This window comes from Geodermatophilus sp. SYSU D00867 (genome assembly GCF_054050315.1).
Genome location: NZ_JBJGZC010000016.1, coordinates 1 through 21,356, shown reverse-complemented (window position 1 = coordinate 21,356; position 21,356 = coordinate 1). Strand labels below are relative to the sequence as shown.

17 protein-coding genes are annotated in these 21,356 nt (G+C 74.7%); 12 read left to right on the top strand and 5 right to left on the bottom strand.

All coding sequences use genetic code 11. The features are described from left to right. Positions 1-19: 19 nt before the first annotated feature. From treS to ACI8AK_RS15940, 5 genes are all read left to right on the top strand, one after another. Entirely contained in the window at positions 20-1,870 is a 1,851-nt protein-coding gene (treS, locus tag ACI8AK_RS15960; RefSeq protein WP_387992554.1) for a maltose alpha-D-glucosyltransferase, read from the top strand. A 30-nt stretch (positions 1,871-1,900) separates the two neighbouring features. Further along, complete coding sequence (locus tag ACI8AK_RS15955) at positions 1,901-3,289, top strand: maltokinase N-terminal cap-like domain-containing protein (protein ID WP_387992552.1); 1,389 nt, start codon at positions 1,901-1,903, stop codon at positions 3,287-3,289. 97 nt (positions 3,290-3,386) lie between these two features. Further along, the gene (gene glgB, locus ACI8AK_RS15950) at positions 3,387-6,317 is read left to right on the top strand and encodes a 1,4-alpha-glucan branching protein GlgB (RefSeq protein WP_456957059.1); all 2,931 of its coding nucleotides are present in this window, start codon (positions 3,387-3,389) and stop codon (positions 6,315-6,317) included. Between the two features lie 198 nt (positions 6,318-6,515). Continuing rightward, the gene (locus ACI8AK_RS15945; RefSeq protein WP_456957057.1) at positions 6,516-7,907 is read left to right on the top strand and encodes a neutral zinc metallopeptidase; all 1,392 of its coding nucleotides are present in this window, start codon (positions 6,516-6,518) and stop codon (positions 7,905-7,907) included. A gap of 89 nt (positions 7,908-7,996) precedes the next feature. Beyond that, on the top strand, positions 7,997-9,388 hold the full coding sequence (locus tag ACI8AK_RS15940) for a neutral zinc metallopeptidase (protein ID WP_456957055.1): 1,392 nt from the start codon (positions 7,997-7,999) through the stop codon (positions 9,386-9,388). A 55-nt stretch (positions 9,389-9,443) separates the two neighbouring features. On the opposite strand, the gene ACI8AK_RS15935 is transcribed toward ACI8AK_RS15940, so the two are convergent. Next, entirely contained in the window at positions 9,444-10,412 is a 969-nt protein-coding gene (locus ACI8AK_RS15935; RefSeq protein WP_387992541.1) for a tetratricopeptide repeat protein, read from the bottom strand. Positions 10,413-10,447: 35 nt separating this feature from the next. Then, positions 10,448-10,981 carry a MarR family winged helix-turn-helix transcriptional regulator gene (locus ACI8AK_RS15930; RefSeq protein ID WP_456957053.1) on the bottom strand — a complete coding sequence of 178 codons (534 nt, stop codon included), beginning with the start codon at positions 10,979-10,981 and terminating at the stop codon, positions 10,448-10,450. A 180-nt stretch (positions 10,982-11,161) separates the two neighbouring features. On the opposite strand from ACI8AK_RS15930, the gene ACI8AK_RS15925 reads away from it, so the two are divergent. Then, the gene (locus ACI8AK_RS15925) at positions 11,162-12,079 is read left to right on the top strand and encodes a hypothetical protein (protein WP_456957051.1); all 918 of its coding nucleotides are present in this window, start codon (positions 11,162-11,164) and stop codon (positions 12,077-12,079) included. Positions 12,080-12,125: 46 nt separating this feature from the next. Here ACI8AK_RS15925 and ACI8AK_RS15920 read toward each other — a convergent pair whose 3' ends face one another. Genes ACI8AK_RS15920 through ACI8AK_RS15910 form a run of 3 tightly spaced genes read right to left on the bottom strand, consistent with a single transcriptional unit; the run spans position 12,126 to position 15,828 of the window. Beyond that, positions 12,126-13,592, bottom strand: a complete 1,467-nt coding sequence (locus tag ACI8AK_RS15920; RefSeq protein WP_456957049.1) for a phytoene desaturase family protein — start codon at positions 13,590-13,592, stop codon at positions 12,126-12,128. Positions 13,593-13,615: 23 nt separating this feature from the next. Continuing rightward, positions 13,616-14,641 carry a methylmalonyl Co-A mutase-associated GTPase MeaB gene (gene meaB, locus ACI8AK_RS15915; protein ID WP_387992531.1) on the bottom strand — a complete coding sequence of 342 codons (1,026 nt, stop codon included), beginning with the start codon at positions 14,639-14,641 and terminating at the stop codon, positions 13,616-13,618. After that, positions 14,638-15,828: an acetyl-CoA C-acetyltransferase gene (locus ACI8AK_RS15910; RefSeq protein ID WP_456902574.1), complete on the bottom strand. Its 1,191-nt coding sequence runs from the start codon at positions 15,826-15,828 to the stop codon at positions 14,638-14,640. The genes meaB and ACI8AK_RS15910 overlap by 4 nt, the downstream gene beginning before the upstream one ends. Before the next feature lie 131 nt (positions 15,829-15,959). Between ACI8AK_RS15910 and ACI8AK_RS15905 the strand changes: the two genes are divergently transcribed. From ACI8AK_RS15905 to ACI8AK_RS15880, 6 genes are all read left to right on the top strand, one after another. After that, positions 15,960-16,478, top strand: a complete 519-nt coding sequence (locus ACI8AK_RS15905; RefSeq protein WP_456902573.1) for an alpha/beta fold hydrolase — start codon at positions 15,960-15,962, stop codon at positions 16,476-16,478. 106 nt (positions 16,479-16,584) lie between these two features. Further along, positions 16,585-17,046, top strand: a complete 462-nt coding sequence (gene mce / locus ACI8AK_RS15900; RefSeq protein ID WP_387992521.1) for a methylmalonyl-CoA epimerase — start codon at positions 16,585-16,587, stop codon at positions 17,044-17,046. A gap of 113 nt (positions 17,047-17,159) precedes the next feature. After that, entirely contained in the window at positions 17,160-18,491 is a 1,332-nt protein-coding gene (ccrA, locus tag ACI8AK_RS15895) for a crotonyl-CoA carboxylase/reductase (RefSeq protein WP_456902572.1), read from the top strand. A 182-nt stretch (positions 18,492-18,673) separates the two neighbouring features. Then, entirely contained in the window at positions 18,674-20,107 is a 1,434-nt protein-coding gene (locus ACI8AK_RS15890; protein WP_456957047.1) for a hypothetical protein, read from the top strand. A 60-nt stretch (positions 20,108-20,167) separates the two neighbouring features. Continuing rightward, on the top strand, positions 20,168-20,392 hold the full coding sequence (locus tag ACI8AK_RS15885; protein WP_456957045.1) for a hypothetical protein: 225 nt from the start codon (positions 20,168-20,170) through the stop codon (positions 20,390-20,392). A gap of 35 nt (positions 20,393-20,427) precedes the next feature. Continuing rightward, positions 20,428-21,356: DUF4397 domain-containing protein (locus ACI8AK_RS15880; protein WP_456957044.1), on the top strand; the 929-nt coding region annotated here is incomplete at its 3' end.

Below are 21,356 nucleotides of genomic sequence, written 5' to 3'. Positions count from 1 at the left end.
ACGAGGGCTTCCCGCACCGATGACGCTCCCCGTGCCCGACTCCCCCGACGCGGGCTCCGCGCTGCCACCGCGGGGCAGCGACCCGCTCTGGTACAAGCGCGCCGTCTTCTACGAGGTGCTCGTCCGCGGCTTCGCCGACAGCAACGCCGACGGCGTGGGCGACCTCCGCGGCATGATCGACAAGCTCGACTACCTGCAGTGGCTCGGGGTCGACTGCCTCTGGCTGCCGCCGTTCTTCGCCTCGCCGCTGCGCGACGGCGGGTACGACGTCAGCGACTACACCGCGGTGCTGCCGGAGTTCGGCGACATCGACGACTTCCGCGACCTGCTGCACGCCGCCCACGCCCGCGGCATCCGCGTGATCATCGACTTCGTCATGAACCACACCTCGGACCAGCACCCCTGGTTCCAGGCCAGCCGCAGCGACCCCGAGGGCCCCTACGGCGACTTCTACGTGTGGGCCGACGACGACACCGGCTACGCCGACGCGCGGATCATCTTCGTCGACACCGAGTCGTCCAACTGGACGTTCGACCCGGTCCGCAAGCAGTACTTCTGGCACCGCTTCTTCTCGCACCAGCCGGACCTCAACTTCGAGAACCCGAAGGTGCAGGAGGCGATCATCGACGCCCTGCGCTTCTGGCTGGACCTGGGCATCGACGGCTTCCGGCTCGACGCCGTCCCCTACCTGTTCGAGGAGGAGGGGACCAACGGCGAGAACCTCCCCCGCACCCACGAGTTCCTCAAGCACGTGCGCAAGGTGGTCGACGCCGACTACCCCGACCGCGTGCTGCTGTGCGAGGCCAACCAGTGGCCGGCCGACGTCGTCGAGTACTTCGGCGAGGACGGCGACGAGTGCCAGATGGCCTTCCACTTTCCGGTGATGCCGCGCCTGTTCATGGCCGCCCGCCGGGAGCAGCGGTTCCCGATCTCGGAGATCATGGCCCAGACGCCGCCGATCCCCGACAACTGCCAGTGGGGCATCTTCCTGCGCAACCACGACGAGCTGACCCTCGAGATGGTCACCGACGAGGAGCGCGACTACATGTGGGCGGAGTACGCCAAGGACCCCCGCATGAAGGCCAACATCGGCATCCGCCGCCGGCTGGCGCCACTGCTGGAGAACGACACCAACACCCTCGAGCTGTTCAACGCGCTGCTGCTGTCGCTGCCCGGCTCGCCGGTCCTGTACTACGGCGACGAGATCGGCATGGGCGACAACATCTGGCTCGGTGACCGCGACGGCGTCCGCACGCCGATGCAGTGGACGCCCGACCGCAACGGCGGCTTCTCCACCGCCGACCCGCAGCGGATGTACCTGCCGCTGAACCAGGACCCGGTCTACGGCTACCAGACCACCAACGTCGAGGCGCAGCTGCGCAACACCAACTCGATGCTGCAGTGGATCCGCCGGATGATCGCCGTCCGCAAGGAGCACCCCACCTTCGGCCTGGGCAGCTACGAGGAGGTCGGGTCGCGCAACCCCACGGTGCTGTCGTTCGTCCGCGAGTTCGGTGACGACGTCGTGCTGTGCGTCAACAACCTCTCCCGCTTCCCGCAACCGGTGGAGCTGGACCTGCGCCGCTTCGAGGGCTACACGCCCATCGAGCTCACCGGCCGGGTCGAGTTCCCGCAGATCGGCGTGCTGCCCTACATGCTCACCCTGGCCGGGCACGGCTTCTACTGGTTCGAGCTGGCCAGGCCGGTGGAGCCGGCCGAGGAACCGGCCGCGGAGCCGGAGGCCGCCACCAGCCCGGTCGCCGACTCGCTGCTGGCCGCCGGCCTGGTCAGCGAGGCCGAGGAGATCCCCGGCGACAGCGACACCAGGACCGGCGACGACGTCCCGCCCAGCACGGGAGGACCCCGATGAGCGGAGCACCCGAATGAGCGGAGCACCCGAATGAGCAAGGCCCTGGCCGACGTCCTGCGCGAGTGGATGCCGCACCAGCGCTGGTTCGGTGGCAAGGGACGGGAGTGGGCCGACGTCACCGAGGAGGGCTTCTTCCTCTCGCGGTCCGAGCCGGTCCTGTCGGTCCACCGCGTGCGGGTGACCTACGCCGACGGCGCCGTCGAGACCTACCTGGTGCCGCTGTCGTGGCGGGCGCACCCGGAGGAGGAGCTGTCCTCGGCGCTCGTGGGCGCCGTCCCGGCCAGGGGCGCGGACGGCGCCGACCGGGAGAACTACGCCTACGACGCGATGCGCGACCGCGACGCCACCCCGCCGTGGCTGGTGCACCTGGTGGCCGCCTCGACGGTGGGGCCGATGCACTTCCACCCCGCCGGCGTCGCGCCGATCCCCGAGGGCGTGCCCGGCGACGTCGTCTCGACCGAGCAGAGCAACACCTCGCTGGTCTACGGCCAGGACGCCATCTTCAAGCTGTTCCGCCGCCTCGAGCCCGGGCTCAACCCCGACGTCGAGATCGGCGAGGCGCTGCGCAAGACGGAGAACCCGCACATCGCGCCGCTGCTCGGCTACATCGAGATCGACGACCCCGACGGCGGCGAGCCGGCGACCGCGGCGATGCTGCAGACGTTCGTCCGCGGCGCCAGCGACGGGTGGCGGCTGGCCACCGCCAGCGTCCGCGACCTCTACGCGGAGGGCGACCTGCACGCCGACGAGGTCGGGGGCGACTTCGCCGCCGACAGCGAGCGGCTGGGCGCGGCGACCGCCTCGGTGCACGCCGACCTCGCCCGCGTCCTGGACACCGAGCCGGCCGACCGCGAGTGGTTCGCCGCCACCGCGCGGGCGATGACCGACCGGCTGGAGGCCGCGCTGCCCGTCGTCCCGCAGCTGGAGGAGCACCTCGAGGGCCTGCGCGCGGTGTACGCCGCGGTGGCCGACAGCCCGGAGCAGGTGGTGCGCCAGCGGGTGCACGGCGACTTCCACCTGGGCCAGGTGCTGCGGACGGCGACCGGCTGGGTGGTGCTCGACTTCGAGGGCGAGCCGGCCCGGCCGCTGGCCGAGCGGCGACAGCTGGACAGCCCGCTGCGCGACGTGGCGGGCATGCTGCGCAGCTTCGACTACGCCGCCCGGCACATGCTCGTGGAGCAGCCCGACGACCCCCAGCGCGCCTACCGGGCGCAGGAGTGGGCCGAGCGCAACCGCGGCGCGTTCTGCGCGGGCTACTCGGCGGCCAGCGGCATCGACCCGTGCGGGGACTCGCCCCTCCTGCGGGCCTTCGAGGCGGACAAGGCGGTCTACGAGTGCGTCTACGAGGCGCGCAACCGGCCGAACTGGCTGATGATCCCGCTGCACTCGCTGTCCCGGCTCACCGCCGCGAGCACCTGAGTCCCCCGCCAGACGACACGCAGCAGACGACGACGCAGCAGACGACGACGCAGCAGACGACGACGCAGCAGACGACGAAGAGGACGGCAACGCGACGATGACGACGAGCGACCCGACACCCGCGAGCGGGACGGCCGCCGAGACCGCTGACTCGCCGGCCACCAAGGAGCAGCTGCAGCGGGCGGTCGAGGAGATGACCGCGCAGGCCGAGACCGCCGAGGCCGAGCCGGTCGTGAACCCGACCCCGGCGCGCAAGCGGGCGCCGGCGAAGAAGGCCGCCGCGAAGAAGGCCCCGGCCAAGAAGGCCGCCGCGGAGAAGGCCCCGGCTGCGGACGCGGCCACCGCCGCGGTGGCCGGCGGCGACGGCGCCGCCGAGCCCGCCGCGGCGAAGAAGGTCACGAAGCGGACCGCGAAGAAGGCCGCGCCGGCCGCCGACGGCGAGGCGCCGGTCAAGGCCACCCGCAAGCGGGCGCCGCGCAAGACGGCCGCGGAGAGCATCACCGAGCCCACCGCCGAGGTGGTCGCCGAGCAGGGCGGCACCGCGGCGCCGGTGGTCGCGCCCGCGCCGATCGCCGAGCCCGGCTCCCCCACGGGCGCGCCCGCCGGGCAGCCGGAGCCGCCCTCGCCCGACCCGGCCGAGCCCTCGACGCCGCAGGCGCCCGAGGAGGAGTCGGCTGCTGTCGGCACCGCCGACGCGGGGACGGCCGCGCCCGCGCCCGCAGCCGGCGACGGTGGCGGCCTCACCAGCGGCGCCGGCGGCGGGGGCGAGCACGACGCCCCCGAGGAGGTCACCGAGGAGGACCTGCGGGCGATCGTCGACGGCTGGTCCCGCGACCCGCACCGGGTGCTCGGCGCGCACGCCGCCGCCGAGGGCTGGGTGGTGCGCACGCTGCGGCCCGACGCGTCCGCGGTGGTCGTCGTCGACCAGGACGACTCCCGCTACGAGGCCCGGCGGATCCACGGCGGCGGGATCTACGAGGCCGCGCTGCCGCAGCAGCCCGGGGACTACCGGCTCGAGGTGACCTACGGCGGGGACACCTTCACCGTCGACGACCCCTACCGCTGGATGCCCACGCTCGGCGACCTCGACCAGTACCTGATCGGCGAGGGCCGGCACGAGCGGCTGTGGGAGGCGCTCGGCGCGCACGTGCGGCGCTACGAGACCCCGCGCGGCACCGTCGAGGGCGTCTCCTTCGCCGTCTGGGCGCCCAACGCGCAGGGCGTGAAGGTCACCGGCGACTTCGACTACTGGGAGGCCCGGGCCTACCCGATGCGCCAGCTCGGCGGCATCGGCGTCTGGGAGATCTACATCCCCGGGGTCCAGGCCGGCACCCGCTACCGCTTCCACGTCCTGGGCGCCGACGGCGTCTGGCGGGAGAAGTCCGACCCGATGGCGTTCGCCACCGAGGTGCCGCCGGCCAACGCCTCCGTCGTCGTCGAGTCCTCCCACGAGTGGAACGACGACGCGTGGCTGGCCGAGCGCGAGCGCGGCAACTGGCACGAGCGGCCGATGAGCGTCTACGAGGTGCACCTGGGCTCCTGGCGGCAGGGCCTGTCCTACCGCCAGCTGGCCGAGGAGCTCGTCGACTACGCCGTCGCCGCCGGGTTCACCCACCTGGAGTTCCTGCCGGTCGCCGAGCACCCGTTCGGCGGCTCGTGGGGCTACCAGGTCACCAGCTACTACGCCCCGACGTCGCGGTTCGGCAGCCCCGACGACTTCCGGTACCTCGTCGACCGGGCGCACCAGGCCGGCCTCGGCGTCATCGTCGACTGGGTGCCGGCGCACTTCCCCAAGGACGCATGGGCGCTGGGCCGGTTCGACGGCACCGCGCTCTACGAGCACGACGACCCGCGCCGCGGCGAGCAGCCGGACTGGGGCACGTTCGTCTTCAACTTCGGCCGCACCGAGGTGCGCAACTTCCTGGTCGCCAACGCGCTGTTCTGGGCCCAGGAGTTCCACGTCGACGGGCTGCGGGTCGACGCCGTCGCCTCGATGCTCTACCTGGACTACTCGCGCAAGGACGGCGAGTGGATCCCCAACGCGTACGGCGGGCGGGAGAACCTCGAGGCGGTGTCGTTCCTGCAGGAGGTCAACGCCACCCTCTACCGCGAGGTGCCGGGCGTGGTGACCATCGCCGAGGAGTCGACCGCCTGGCCCGGGGTCACCCGGCCCACCTACCTCGGCGGCCTGGGCTTCGGCTTCAAGTGGAACATGGGCTGGATGCACGACTCGCTGGCCTACGTCCAGCGCCAGCCGGTGCACCGCAGCTACCACCACAACCAGCTGACGTTCTCGATGATGTACGCCTACTCCGAGAACTACGTGCTGCCGATCAGCCACGACGAGGTCGTGTACGGCAAGGGCTCGCTGCTGCGGAAGATGCCGGGCGACCGGTGGCAGCAGCTGGCCGGCGTGCGCGGCTACCTCGCGTACATGTGGGCCCACCCCGGCAAGCAGCTGCTGTTCATGGGCTCGGAGTTCGCCCAGGACGGCGAGTGGGCCGAGAGCCGCTCGCTGGACTGGTGGCACCTGGACGACCCCGCGCACCGCGGCGTCCTGCAGCTGGTCACCGACCTCAACGCCCGGTACCGGGAGACCGAGGCGCTGTGGTCGCTCGACGTCGACCCGGCCGGCTTCCAGTGGATCGACGCCAACGACGCGTCGGGCAACGTCATCACCTTCCTGCGCTACGGCCGGCCGAAGGTCGCCGACGTCCCGACGCCGACCGAGGCGGCCGAGAGCGGCACCGACGCCGCGGTGGTCGAGGGCGGCGGGCAGACGCCGGGCCAGGTGCTCGCCGTCGTCTGCAACTTCTCCGGCGCCCCGCACCACGGCTACCGGATCGGCCTGCCGCGCGGCGGGCGCTGGCGCGAGGTCCTCAACACCGACGCCGAGGGCTACGGCGGCTCCGGGGTCGGCAACTACGGCGGGGTCGACGCGGTCGAGGAGCCCTGGCACGGCCAGCCGTTCTCGGCCACCGTCTCCGCGCCGCCGCTGGGCACCCTCTGGCTGCTGCACGAGGGCTGATCCCGGCCGCTCCCCCGGCTCCGACCTGCGACGGCCGGGCCGCTCCACCCGTGGAGCGGCCCGGCCGTCGTCGCGCGCGGACCCGTTCCCAGCCGCTGCCCGCCCGTGCATCATGGCCCGGCTCCGCGCCCCGGTGGCGCGGGCCGGCCCCGGCTCCCTCGGGGGCCCGCACCCCGGCAGAGAAGGAACCCCAGCTCCATGAGGCATGGTCTGCGCCGCGCGATCGTCGCGGCAGCGGCGGGCAGCGTGCTGCTCACCGGTTGCTCGAGCACCGTCGTCGGCGCCGCCTCCCGCGGGCCGGGCGTCCCGGTCGACGTGTCCGACGGCGAGTTCCCCATCACCGGTTCCGCGGACACCGAGGCCGACCGGCTGGCCCGCAACGCCCTGGCCGACCTCGACACCTTCTGGAGCGAGGCCTACCCCGAGTTCTTCGGCGAGGAGTACCAGCCGATCACCGGCGGCTACTTCTCGGTCGACTCCACGGACATCGACGAGTCCGCCTACCCCAGCACCGGCATCGGCTGCGAGCGGGCGCCCGAGGACCCCGACGGCGTGGCGAACAACGCCCACTACGACCCCAACTGCGACGCCGTCGCCTACGACCGCGCGCTGCTCGACCAGCTCAGCGCCGAGTTCGGGCCCTACCTCGGCCCCGCGGTGATGGCGCACGAGATCGGCCACGCCATGCAGGGCCGGTTCGGTTTCGCCAACTCGACGATCGTCGTCGAGACGCAGGCCGACTGCCTGGCCGGCGCCTTCACCCGGTGGGTGATCGACGGCAACGCCGAGCACATCGCGCTGCGCGTCTCCGAGCTCGACCAGGTGGTGCTCGGCTTCATCGGGCTGCGCGACCCGGTCGGGTTCTCCCCCGACGACGACCGGGCGCACGGCTCGGGCTTCGACCGGCTGTCGGGCTTCTACGCCGGCTACGAGGGCGGCGTCGGCACCTGCCGGGACGACTTCACCGAGCAGCGGCTGTTCGTCGCCACCGAGTTCCTCACCGAGGACGACCTCGACAACGAGGGCAACGCGGCGTACGACGAGATCGGCCAGATCATCGGCACCACCCTCCCCGCCTTCTACGAGTCGGTCTTCCCGGGCCTGGGTGAGCAGTTCAGCGCCCCGACCGTCGAGTCGTTCGACGGCACCGCGCCCGACTGCGGCGACATGGGCGCCGAGGACCGCGACCTCGGCTTCTGCGAGGCCGACGGCACCGTCTACGTCGACGAGGCCGACCTGCTCGGCCCGGCCTACGAGGGGATCGGCGACTTCGCCGTGGCCACCGCCGTCTCCCTGGCCTACGCCCAGGCGGCGCGGGCGCAGCTCGGCCTGTCCATCGACGACGCCACGGCCGTCAGCTCCGCGGTGTGCCTGACCGGCTGGTACGCCGGGCGGTTCTGGACCGGCGACTTCCAGGCGCAGGAGATCTCCCTCTCCCCCGGCGACGTCGACGAGGCGGCGATCTTCCTGCTCACCTACGGCCAGCAGGAGAGCGTCTTCCCGAACACCGACCTGTCCGGCTTCGAGATGGTCGACGCCTTCCGCGACGGGTTCCTCAACGGCGGCGCCGGCTGCGAGATCGGTCTCTGACAGCGCACCACCCGTGACGGCGCCCGTCCCCCGGGGAGGCGGGCGCCGTCCGCGTTCACGCAGGCCCGTGGCGGGTAGAGGCTCCCGCGATGGACCTCCGCACGCGCTCCCGGGGCGCACTCGCCGTCGTCGTGGCGCTCGGCGTCCTCCTGACGTCGGGGTGCTCGTACGTCGTCATCGGGCAGGCGCGCTCGCAGGGTGCGCCGTCGCAGTCGGTGGGCGACGACGCCCTGCGCGTCGTCGGCGCCTCCGACGGGCCGATCGACACCCTCGCCCGCAACGCCCTCGCCGACCTGCAGACGTTCTGGTCGGACACCTTCCCGGCCGTCTTCGGTCAGCAGTTCCAGCCGCTGACCGGCGGCTACTTCAGCGTCGACCCGGACGACGTCGACCCGGCGGCCTACCCCGAGGGCATCGGCTGCGGCACCGACCCGCGCGAGCTGGAGAACAACGCCTTCTACTGCTCCTCGCAGGGCGTGCCCAACTCCGACTCGATCAGCTACGACCGCGCCTTCCTCGGCGAGCTGGCCGCGCAGTACGGCGAGGTCCTGCCGCAGCTGGTGATGGCGCACGAGTACGGCCACGCGGTGCAGGCCCGGGTCGGCTACCCGCGGACCTCGATCGCCACCGAGACCCAGGCCGACTGCCTGGCCGGCGCGTGGACCGCGTGGGTGGCCGACGGCAACGCCGAGTTCTCCTCCGTCGACACCACCGACCTCGACCAGCTGCTGCGCGGCTACTTCCTGCTGCGCGACCCGGTGGGCACCGGCACCGGCGAGCAGCAGGCGCACGGCTCCTACTTCGACCGCGTCTCGGCGTTCCAGGAGGGCTTCGACGACGGCGCCGAGGCGTGCCGCGACAACTACGGCCCCGACCGAGTCTTCACCCAGGGCGAGTTCACCAGTGACACCGACTTCGCCAACCGGGGCAACGCGGACCCCGCGACCACGCAGCAGATCATCGAGGACTCGCTGCCGGAGTTCTGGACCCGCGCGTTCAGCGAGGTGCTGGACGCCGAGTTCACCCCGCCGCAGCTGGAGGCCACCTCGAGCCCGCCGGACTGCGCCCCGTCCGACGTCGCCCTCGTCTACTGCCCCGACGGGGGCAGCGCCGGCCTGGTCGCCTACGACGGGGACTTCGCCGAGCAGGCCTACGAGCTCGGCGACTTCGCCCTGGTCACCGGGGTGGCCATCCCCTACGCGCTGTCGGCGCGCGACCAGCTGGACCTGTCCACCGACGACACCGACGCGCTGCGGTCGGCGGTCTGCCTGACCGGCTGGTACTCCGCGCAGGTCTACAACAACCAGCTCCGGTCGGTGCGGATCTCGCCGGGGGACATCGACGAGAGCGTGCAGTTCCTGCTCGAGTACGGCAACGACCCCGACGTGCTGGCCGACGTCGAGCTGACCGGCTTCCAGCTCGTCGACGTGTTCCGCGCCGGGTTCCTGCAGGGCGCCGGCCCCTGCGACGTCGGGGTCTGAGCCCCCGTCCGCCGAGCCGGCCCCCCGCAGGGCCCCACCGCGAGCGGTGGGCCTCCTAGTACAGGGCGGCCATCAGCTGGCGCCGCGCCGCGGCGACCCGGGGGTCCTCGGCGCCCACGACGTCGAACAGCTCGACCAGGTGCCTGCGGGCCGCGTCGCGGTCCTCGCCGGCGGTGCGGCGGACGACGTCGACCAGCCGGGTGAAGGCGCCCTCGACGTCGCCGGTGCCGAGCAGGAAGTCCGCGGCGCGGGTCTGGGCGGCGACGTCGTCGGGGGCGGCGTCGGCCTTCGCGAGCGCGTCGGGGCCGGCGGCGTCGGCGCGGCGGAACAGCTGCACCTGGCGCAGCGCGAGGCCGGCGACCGGGTGGTCGGGCTCGGCGTCGACGATGGCCCGGTAGGCGGCCTCGGCGGCCTCCAGGTCCCCGCGCTCGAGGGCGGCCTCGGCGGCGTCCAGGCGCGGGTCGTCGAGGCCCTCGTCCTCGGCGCCCTCCGCGCCGGGCACCGCGCCGCCGGTGGTGGCGCGCACCAGCTCGGTGACGAACTGGCGGGCCTGCTCCTCGGGGATGGCGCCGGTGAACTCGGCGACCAGCTGCCCCTGCCACACGGCCTTGACCGCCGGGATGCCCTGCACCCGCAGGCCCTGCGCCAGCGCGGGGTTGGCGTCGACGTCGACCTTGGCCAGCACCCACGAGCCGCCGCCCTCGGCGGCCAGCCGCTCGAGGACCGGGGACAGCTGCTTGCACGGCCCGCACCACTCGGCCCACAGGTCGAGGACGACCGGCACCTGGAAGGAGCGGTCGAGGACCTCGGTCTGGAAGGTGGCCTCGGTGACGTCCACGACGGCCGAGCCGGGGGCACCCGCCGTCGCGGCGGCGCTCGGGGGCGGGGCGGCCTGGGCCCGAGCGGCGGCCTCGGAGCGCGCCTTGACGGCGGCGAGGTCGACCGCACCGGCCAGGGAGGCGGCCAGCTGTGCCTGCTGGGCCTGCGCGCGCGGGTCGGGGCGTCCGGGACGGGTGGGCTGCATGCCGTCCATGATCCCACCGGCGGGCCGGTGTGGTGTCAGCCCTCGGCGGACGGGGCCGGATCGACCTCCGCGACGTCGCCGGCGCCCAGGCGCACCCGCCGGAGCAGCGTGAACAGCGTCTCCTGCTCGGCCTCGGGCAGGTCGCTCAGACCGAAGTCGAGCGCCATGAGCTGACCGGTGGCCACCTCGACGACCTCGCGGCCGCGGTCGGTGATCCCGGCCAGGACGCCGCGGCCGTCGGCGGGGTTGGGCCGGCGGTCGACGAAGCCGGCCGCCACCAGCCGGTCGATGGCGTTGGTGACGCTCGTCGGGTGCACCATCAGCCGGCTGCCGATCACCTTGAGCGGCAGCTGCCCGGTGCGGCTGAAGGTCAGCAGCACGAGGACCTCGTAGCGGGCGAAGGTCAGCCCGTGCGGGCGCAGCACCTCGTCGAAGCGGGCCAGCAGGATCTGCTGGACCCGGAACACCGACGTCGCCGCGCGCATCGCCGAGGCGGGGCCGAAGCGCTGCTCCCAGGTCTCCCCCGCCCGCTCGATCGGGTCGAACGGCAGCCCCAGCGCCCGGACCATGCGCCCGACGCTACCTGCCTCCCGCCGCGCCCCCACCCCTGACGCCGACGCTGTCATCCGGACGCGTCACGTCGACCTGCTGCGGTCTCGGCCGCTCCGAGACGGCACCATGTCGACAACGGGCGCCGTGCCTGTGGACGGCGTCAGCGGGGCACGGGCCAGCTCCGCCATCCTCCGGCGGTGCCCATCCGACCCGTCCGACCCGCCCGGCTGCACGGCCGGGTCTTCCGCGGCTCGTCCCAGGTCGCCGCCGGTCGCCTGACCCGGGCGCAGCTGCGCAGCACCGCCTGGCAGCGCCTCTTCCGCGACGTCTACGCGTGCTCGTCGGTCGCGGTCACCCACGAGGTGCGCGCCGGCGCGGCGGCCCTGCTGCTCGTGCCGGGCGCGGTGGTCTCCGGCCGGAGCGCCGCCGTCCTCTGGGGCGTGGACGCCGCCGGACCGGACGCCGACGTCGAGCTCACCGTCCCGCCCGGGTCGTCGGCGTCGACGGCACCCGGCGTCCGGGTCCGCCGGCGGGCCCTCTCGGCGGACGAGGTGACCACCCGCCGCGGGGTCCCGGTGACGACCGCGGAGACCACCGCGGTCGACGTCGGCCGCGGCCCCGGACCGCTGGAGGAGTCGGTCGCGCTCGTCGACGCCCTGGTCGCGTCCCGGGTGACCGACCTGGCCGCCGTCCGGACGGCCGCGGCAGCCGCGAGCGGACCCGGCTGCCGGCGCGCGCGGCGCGTCGCCGGCCTGGCCGACGGGCTGGCCGGCTCACCGCAGGAGACCCGGCTGCGGCTCCTGCTGCACGGCGCCCGCCTCCCCCGGCCGGTCGCCCAGCACACCGTGCTCGACAGCGACGGACGGTTCGTGGCCCGGGTGGACTTCGCGTGGCCGGAGCAGCGGCTGGCCGTCGAGTACGAGGGCCGGTGGCACGGCCGTCCGCAGCAAGTGGCACCGGACCGGGCCCGGCTCAACCGGCTCACCGCGGCCGGGTGGCGGGTCGTGTTCGTGACCGCCGATGACCTGCGGGAGCCGGACCTGCTCGTCGCCCGCCTCGCCGCCGCGCTGACGACGACGCCGGTCGTCGACCTGTGGTCGCCTCGCGGGCGCTGAGACAGCCGCAGGTCGACGACCGGCGCTGTCACCGCCGGGGGGTGCCTCAGGCGGCGGGGCGCAGGCGGGGCACCTCGCGGACGCCGAACACCTCGCGCAGCGCCACCTGCGCGGCGTTGTCGCCGCAGGCGCCGTGCACCGCGGGCCCGGGCGGGGTGGCCGAGGACGCGAGGTACACGCCGTCGACCGGCGTCTTGTACGTGTTCCACCGCGGCACCGGGCGGAACAGCATCTGCCGCAGCGTGGCCTGGCCGTTGGAGATGTCCCCGCCGATGTACACCGGGTTCCACGCCTCCATCTGGACGGCGTTCTTGGTGACCCGGTCGACGACCGTGTCCTTGAAGCCCGGCGCGAACCGCTCGACCTGGTCCTCGATGGCCGCGGTCATGTCGACGTCGGAGCCGTGCGGCACGTGCACGTAGGCCCAGAAGACGTGCCCACCCTCGGGGGCGCGGGTCGGGTCGGGCACGGTCGGCTGGACGGCGAGCACGTACGGGCGCTCCGCGGCCCGCCCCTGGTTCGGGGCCCGCTCGCCGGCGATCGTCTCCTCCAGCGTCCCGGCGACGTGCAGCGTGCCGGCCCGCCGGACGTCGGGGTTGGTCCACGGCACCGGCTCGGACAGGATCCAGTCGATCTTGAACACGCCGGCGCCGTGCCGGTACCGCCGCACCCACCGCCGGTAACCCTCGTTCACGCGGTCGCCGGCCATCGACACGAACGCCTCCGGCGAGGTGTCCAGCAGCACCGCCGGGACGCCGTCGAACTCGCGCAGGTCCGTGACCAGGTGCCCGGTGACCACCTCGCCGCCCTGCTGCTCCAGCGCGGTGACCATCGCGTCGGCGAGGTTCTGCGACCCGCCCTCGACCAGCGGCCACCCGACGTGGTGGCCGAGCATCGTCAGCAGCATCCCGAGCGCGGACGTCAGCGGCTGGCTGAGGTCCAGCATGCCGTGCGCGGCGGCCCCGCCCAGCAGCGCGCGGGCCTCCTCGGTGCGGAAGTACCGGTGCGCCAGCCAGCTCACGTTGGGCAGCCCGTTGAGCCCGAAGTGCACGATCTGCGGCACGCTGCGGGTCGGCAGCCGCCGCAGCCGGCTGGTCAGGAAGAAGTCGACGACGTCCTGCCCGTGCTCCACCAGCGGCTCGAACAGCCGGCGGTAGGCCGCGCCGTCGGGCCCGAGCGCGTCGGCGGTCTCCTCCAGCGAGTGGTACTGGACCGCGGCCCGACCGCCGTCGAGCGGGTGCGCGAAGTTGACCTCCGGCTGCACCAGCCGCACGCCGCGGCTGGGCAGGTCGAACTCGCGGAAGAACGGCGCCGCCGCGGCCATCGGCTGCACGATCGAGCAGACGTCGTGCCGGTACCCGGGCCGCATGAGCTCCTCGGTCCGCATGCCGCCGCCGGGCCTGTCCGCGGCCTCCACCACCTGCACGCGCAGGCCGGCGGCGGCCAGCCGGAGGGCGGCGGCCAGGCCGTTCGGCCCGGCCCCGACGACGACGGCGTCCGGCTTCCCGTTCACCGGGCCAGTCTGCCCGGGGCAGGTCAGAGCTGCGCGAGGAGCCGGTCGGCCGCGCGGTAGGGGTCGGTCTCCCCCGCCACCACCTCGTCGGCGAGCGCGGCCAGCGCCGCGGACCCGCGCACCTCGCCGATCCGCTCGCGCAGCCCGGCCAGCGCGATCGCCTCGATCTCCCGGGCGGCCCGCTCGGCCCGGCGGCGGACGCCCTCCCCGGCGTCGGCGAGCCAGCGGCGGTGCGCCTCGACCTCGGCGAGGACGCGGTCGATCCCCTCGTCACGCGCGGCCACGGTCCGCACGATCGGCGGCCTCCACGCGCCCGGACCGGCGTGCCGCCCGCCGAGGGACTGCACGTACCGCAGGTCCCGCACGGTCTGGTCGGCGCCGTCGCGGTCGGCCTTGTTGACGACGAACACGTCGGCCACCTCGAGGATCCCGGCCTTCGCCGCCTGGATGCCGTCGCCCATGCCCGGCGCCACGAGCACCAGCGTCGTGTCGGCCAGCGAGGCGATCTCCAGCTCCGACTGCCCGACGCCGACGGTCTCCACCAGCACGACGTCGCAGCCGGCCGCGTCGAGCACCCGCAGTGCCTGCGGCGTCGCCCAGGCCAGCCCGCCGAGGTGCCCGCGGGAGGCCATCGACCGGATGTAGACGCCGGGGTCGCCGGCGTGGTCCTGCATCCGCACCCGGTCGCCGAGCAGCGCCCCGCCGGAGAACGGCGACGACGGGTCGACGGCGAGCACGCCCACGCGCCTCCCGGCCGCCCGCAGCGCGCGCACCAGCGCCGTCGTCGTCGTGGACTTGCCCACGCCCGGGGAGCCGGTCAGGCCGATCACCTGCGCGTGCCCGGTGTGCGGGGCCAGCGCGGCGGCGACCTGGCGCAGCACCGGGCTCGCGTCCTCGACCAGCGAGATCAGCCGGGCCACCGCGCGGGCCTCGCCGTCGCGCGCGCGGGCGACCAGGTCGGGGACGTCGACAGCGCGCCGGCCCCGCCGCCCGCGGGGGGCGACGGGGCCGGGCGTCCGGACAGCCGTCCCCTGCGGGGACTCCGTCACGCCTTCGCGGGCACGTGCAGGATCAGCGCGTCGCCCTGGCCACCACCGCCGCACAGCGCGGCGGCGCCGACGCCGCCACCGCGGCGGCGCAGCTCGAGCGCGACGTCGAGCACGATGCGGGCGCCACTCATGCCGATCGGGTGGCCGAGGGCGATCGCGCCGCCGTTGGGGTTGACCTTCTCCGGGTCGATGCCGAGCTCCCGGGTCGAGACGAGGGCGACCGCGGCGAAGGCCTCGTTGAACTCGACCAGGTCGAGGTCCTTGGGGTCGATGCCCTCCCGCTCACAGGCCCGCTGGACCGCGCGCGAGGGCTGGCTCTGCAGGGTGGCGTCCGGCCCGGCGACGACGCCGTGGGCGCCGATCTCGGCGATCGGGGTGATGCCCAGCTCCGCGGCCTTCTCCGCGCTCATGACCACGACCGCGCACGCGCCGTCGGAGATCTGCGAGGCGGTGCCGGCGGTGATGGTGCCGTCCTTGGCGAAGGCCGGCTTGAGCCGCGCGAGGGTCTCGACGGTCGTGTCGGCGCGGACGCCCTCGTCGTCGCGGAACTCGATCGGGTCGCCCTTGCGCTGCGGGACGAGGACGGGGGTGATCGCCTCGTCGAAGACGCCGTTCTTCCCCGCCCGGGCGGCCTTCTGGTGGCTCTCCGCGGCGAAGGCGTCCTGCTCCTCGCGGGTCAGGTCGTACCGGCTGTTCGCCTGCTCCGTGAGGGCGCCCATGGCGACCTGGTCGAAGGTGTCCGACAGCCCGTCGTGGGCCATCGCGTCCACGAGGGTGGTGTTCCCGTACCTGGTGCCGGTGCGGGAGTTGGGCAGCAGGTGCGGCGCCTGGGTCATCGACTCCTGGCCGCCGGCCACGACGACGTCGAACTCCCCTGCGCGGATGAGCTGGTCGGCCAGCGCGATGGCACTGAGGCCGGACAGGCACACCTTGTTGACGGTGATGGCCGGGACCGTCATGGGGATGCCGGCGGCGACGGCGGCCGGACGCGCCGGGTTCTGGCCGGCGCCGGCCTGCAGCACCTGACCCATGATCACGTACTCGACCTGGTCGCCCGAGATGCCGGCGCGCTCCAGGGCGGCCTTGATGGCGATGCCACCGAGGTCGGCGGCGGAGAAGTCCTTGAGGGAGCCGAGGAGCCGACCCATGGGGGTCCGGGCGCCGCTGACGATGACCGAGCGGGACATGCTGCCTCCAGTGCGGGTCGCCGACGCTGGCGACCGCGGGTCGGGCCGCGCCGGGCGGACGGGTCGCGGCGGTCGGGCTGCCGGACAGGATAGATCGGTTCTCCAACCGGGGTCGACGGCCAGCTCGGGGGGTGTGGGGCACCGACCGGGTCAGCCGCGCCGTGCTGGCCGCCGCCGTCCCGCCGTACCTGTGCCGGAGCGAGGACGACCCCGACGGCGGGCTCGACGACGCCACCATCGAGCAGTTCCCGCAGGGCGTCCGCGGCGACCGGCCGGCGTTCCTCGACGACTCCACCAAGGACTTCTCCACCCCGGGCGGGCAGCGCCTGCTCGAGAGCCCGGCGGTCAGCGAGGCGCAGCGGCAGTACCCGCCGCAGATCGCCGCGTTCGCGTCGCCGAAGGGCACGGTCGACTGCATCACCGCGTTCGGCCGCACCGACTTCCGGGCCGACGTCGCGAAGGTCACCGTCCCCACGCCGGTGAGCCACGGCGACAGCGACGCGATCGTCCCGTTCGAGGTGAGCGGCACGCGCGCGCACGAGGCGATCGCCGGCAGCGAGCTGGTCGTCATCGAGGGCGGCCCGCACGGCGTCAACGCGTCGCACGCCGAGGAGTTCGACCGGGCGCTGCTGGACTTCCTCGCGCGCTGACCCCCTCCGCACGGCCGGCCGGGGCCCGTCGTGGTCGACGGGCCCCGTGGCGTGATGGTGGCCACACCGGGGAGTCGTCTCAGACGTCTTGCGTCAGGATGACGCGGTGACCGCCGACGCGACTGCTCCCGCGGGCCTGCCCGCCGAGCTGTTCACCACCATCGACCACGTGGGCATCGCCGTCCCGGACCTGGACGAGGCGATCGCCTTCTACGCACGGGCCTTCGGCGTGCGCTCGGTCCACGAGGAGACCAACGAGGAGCAGGGCGTCCGCGAGGCGATGCTCGCCGTCGGCTCCGGCGACACCCGCATCCAGCTGCTCGCCCCGCTGACCCCGGAGTCGACGATCGCCAGGTTCATCGGCCGGTCGGGGCCGGGCCTGCAGCAGCTCGCCTTCCGCGTCGACGACGTCGAGGCGGTCAGCGCCACCCTCCGCGAGCGCGGCCTGCGGCTGCTCTACGACACCCCGAAGCGCGGGACGTCGGACAGCCGCGTCAACTTCGTGCACCCCAAGGACGCCGGCGGCGTCCTGGTCGAGCTGGTCGAGCCCGCCCGCGCCCAGCACTGACCACCCGCGGTCGGAGCCACCCGACCTGCGCGCGACCCCTGGGTTACCGGTCGGTAACCTGCCGCGCACCGCCCTACCACCCCTCCGAGCCGACGAAGACCCGGGAGAGACACGTGGACGAGATCAGGGACGCCATCCTCGCCGACCAGCTCAGCGACATCGGCGGTCTGCCGGTGCCGGAGTCCTACCGGGCGGTCCTCGTCCGCAAGGACGAGCAGGACATGTTCGCGGGGATGCCGACCAAGGAGAAGGACCCGCGCAAGTCGCTGCACGTGGAGGAGGTCGCCACCCCCGAGCTCGGCCCGGGCGAGGCGATCGTGGCCGTCATGGCCTCCTCGGTGAACTACAACACCGTCTGGACCTCGATCTTCGAGCCGGTCTCCACCTTCGGGTTCCTCGAGCGCTACGGCCGGCAGAACGACCTGACCAAGCGGCACGACCTGCCCTACCACGTGGTCGGCTCCGACCTGGCCGGCGTCGTGCTGCGGGTGGGCCCGGGCGTGAACAAGTGGAAGCCCGGCGACGAGGTCGTGGCGCACTGCCTGTCGGTGGAGCTGGAGGACCCGGCCGGCCACGACGACACGATGATGGACCCGCAGCAGCGGATCTGGGGCTTCGAGACCAACTTCGGCGGCCTCGCCGAGCTGGCGCTGGTCAAGAGCAACCAGCTCATGCCCAAGCCCGCGCACCTGTCCTGGGAGGAGGCGGCCGCCCCCGGGCTGGTCAACTCCACCGCCTACCGGCAGCTGGTGTCCCGCAACGGCGCGGGGATGAAGCAGGGCGACGTCGTCCTGATCTGGGGCGCCTCGGGCGGGCTGGGCTCCTACGCCACCCAGATGGCCCTCAACGGCGGCGCGATCCCCGTGTGCGTGGTCTCCAGCCCGGAGAAGGCCGACATCGTCCGCTCGATGGGCGCCGAGCTGGTCATCGACCGGTCCGCCGAGGGCTACCGGTTCTGGAAGGACGAGGACACCCAGGACCCGAGGGAGTGGCAGCGGTTCGGCAAGCGGATCCGCGAGCTGACCGGCGGCGACGACGTCGACATCGTCTTCGAGCACCCCGGCCGGGAGACCTTCGGCGCCAGCGTCTACGTCGCCAAGAAGGGCGGCACGATCGTCACCTGCGCCTCCACCAGCGGCTACATGCACTCCTACGACAACCGCTACCTGTGGATGAACCTCAAGCGGATCGTCGGGTCGCACTTCGCCAACTACAAGGAGGCGTGGGAGGCCAACCGGCTCATCGACAAGGGGCTGATCCACCCGACCCTGTCGAAGACCTACGCGATGGACGAGGTCGGCCAGGCGGCCTACGACGTCCACCACAACCTCCACCAGGGCAAGGTCGGCGTGCTGACCCTCGCCCCGCAGGAGGGCCTCGGCGTCAAGGACGCCGAGAAGCGGGAGAGGCACCTGCCCGCGATCAACCGCTTCCGCGGCGTCTGAGAGAACCCCGGACGGGGGTGCCCGGACGCCGGCAGGCGTCCGGGCACCCTGGGGGAGCCGCCTCGTTGTCCGACGGGGCGCCGTCCGGGGCCCACCGGCACCACCCGGGGCGCACACGCCGAACGGCCGGACCCGCCTCGACACGCTGACGACCCTCCCCCGACTCTGCGAGGATGACCCGCATGACCGATCCCCGCCGCGACCTGCTGCCGATGCGCGAGGCCCAGCACTCGTTCGACGTGGTGCTGCGGGGTTACGACCGCCACCAGGTGGCCGAGACCATCGAGCGCCTCGAGGCCGACATCCGGGTCGCGCTCGCCGACCGGGACGCCGCGGCCGCCCGGGTCAGCGAGCTGGCCGGCCAGCTCTCGGCGATGCACGGGGAGATCGACCAGCTGCGCCGGAAGGCCGCGTCCTCCGGCCCGGCCACGTTCGAGAACATGAGCGAGCGCATCTCGCACATGCTCCGCCTGGCCGAGGAGGAGGCCGCCGACATCCGCGCGACCGCCGAGCAGGAGGCCCGGGCGCTGCGGGAGCAGACCGCCGCCGAGGAGCGCGCGATGCTCGAGCGGCACGCGGCCGGGCGGGCCGAGGTGGAGCGGATGCTCGCCGAGGCCCGCCAGAACGCCGAGCAGATCGCCAGCAAGGCGCAGATCCGCGCCGACGAGCTGGTGGCCAAGGCGCAGGAGAAGGTCGCCCGGCTCGACGCGGAGTCGCAGGCCCGCCGCGCCAAGGTCGAGGAGGACTTCGAGATCGCGCAGCGCGCCCGCCGCGCCGAGGCCGCGCGGATCGAGGAGGAGCGCGACCAGCAGTCGGTGCGGGCCGCGCAGGAGCGCGTCGCCGCCGCCGAGGCGCACGCGGCGGGCGTCGTCGCCGACGCCGAGGCCTCCGCCGCCGCCGTCCGCCGGGTGCGCGACGAGCTCGCTGCCCGGCTCAACGAGGCCCGACGGGTGCTGTCCACCCTGCCGGACCTGGCCGACCGGCCCCAGCAGCAGCGCCCGGGCCCGCCGGCGCAGCAGGCCGCCCGCCCGCCGGCCCCGGCGCCCCAGCCCGCCGCGCAGCCGGTTCCCCAGCCGGCGGCCTCGGCCCCGCAGTCATCGCCGCAGGAGCAGCAGCCCGCGGCCCGCCGGGACGCCGACGGCACGCGGGCCGCGGTGCCGCCGGCCGTCGGCCGTCCCGCCGGGGAGCCGCAGACGCTCGTGCAGCCCGCCGTCGGCCCGCAGACGGCCGTGCAGCGCACCGTCGGCCCGCAGAGCGGCGGGCAGCCGGCGGCGCCGCGCCCGACCCCGCACGCCCGGCCCGCCGAGGCCCCGGCCGGAGAGGCCGCCGCCGCCCGGCAGCCCACGCGGCCGTCGTCGCCGCAGACGCTGCCCGCCGTGCAGCCGGCGGCCGGGCAGGAGTCCGCGTCCGGCCGGCCGTCGGTGGCCGAGACCCAGCAGATCCGCCCGGTGCACACCGCGAGCCAGGAGGAGGGCCGGCACGGCGGCGGGTCGAGCCGCGCCGAGCAGCCGTCCCCCGACGGCGCCCCGGAGCCCCAGGGCCCGCAGACCGCGGTGCAGCCGGCCGTCCGCAGCGGCGACACCGGCGGCCAGCCCGCCGTCCCCAGGCGTCCCTGACCTGCTGCCCGGCGCGCCGCGGCCCGCCGGGCGCTCGCCGACGCCGTCGGCGGGGCGCCGGTGCCCGCGGACCCGGAGGCCACCGAGCGGCTGCGGGCGTGGCTCGCCGCACAGCTGCCGCCCTTCGCCCCGGACGACGTCGAGGTGACCGACGCCGGGGTGCTCGTGTCGTCCCGCCACGCCTCCGCGCCGGAGACCCCGGTGACCACCGCCTGGCGGCGCGCCCGGCGGACCCCACGGGTGTGGCCCGCGGACCCGCGAGGTAGACGTCGGGTCATCCCCTGACTACAGCGGGTCCGACCCTGCACCGGGAGGCGGAAGTGAGCAGGACGAGCCGGGTCCTGGCGGTGGTGGCCCTGACCGCGGCGGTGGCGGGGCTGCCCGCCGGCCCGGCGGCCGCGGACGACGGCGGCCTGCTCCGGCTCGCGCACCTGTCCCCCGACACCCCCGCCGTCGACGTCTACGTCGACCCGGTCGCCGACCCCGCGGCCGGCCAGGTCTTCCCCGCGGTCGGCTACGGCACGGTGTCGGACTACCGACCGGTCCCGGCCGGCGCCTACGCGGTCAGCATGCGCGCGGCCGGCGCGGACCCGCAGAGCCCGCCGGTGCTGTCGACGACGGTGCAGGTCGCCGCGGACAGCGCGCACACCGTGGCCGGCATGGGCCCCTTCGCCGATCTTGGCCTCGAGGTGCTCGACGACGACCTCACCCCGCCGCCGCCGGGCACCGCGCGACTGCGGGTCGTCGCCGCGGCGGCCGGCGCGCAGACCCTCGACGTCGCCGTCCCCGGCGGGCCGGCGCTGGCCACCGGCCTGGGCTTCGCCGACACGACCGGCTACGTCGACGTCCCCGCGGGCGCCACGGCGGTCACCGTGACGCCGCGGGGCGGCCGGGCCACGGACCTCCCGGTGCAGGTCGACGCCGGCTCGGTGTACAGCGTGCTGGTGCTCGACCGGGCCGGCGGCGGGCTGACCGTCCGCACCACGCTCGACGCTGCCGGCCCCGGGGTCGTCCCCTCGGGCGGGGTGGAGGCCGGCGCCGGTGGCGCGGCCGACGCCTCCTCGCTGCCCGCCCTGGTCGCGACCGCGGCCGCCGTCCTCGCCGCCGCCGCGGCCCTGTTCCTGCCCACCGCGCGACGGACGGCGACCGGCGCCGCTCCGGGCCGGCACGCCGCGGGGGGGGGGGGGGGGGCGGGGGGGCCGCGGCCCGCCCCCGCCCCCCCCCCCCCCCCCGCCCCCCCGGCGCCCCC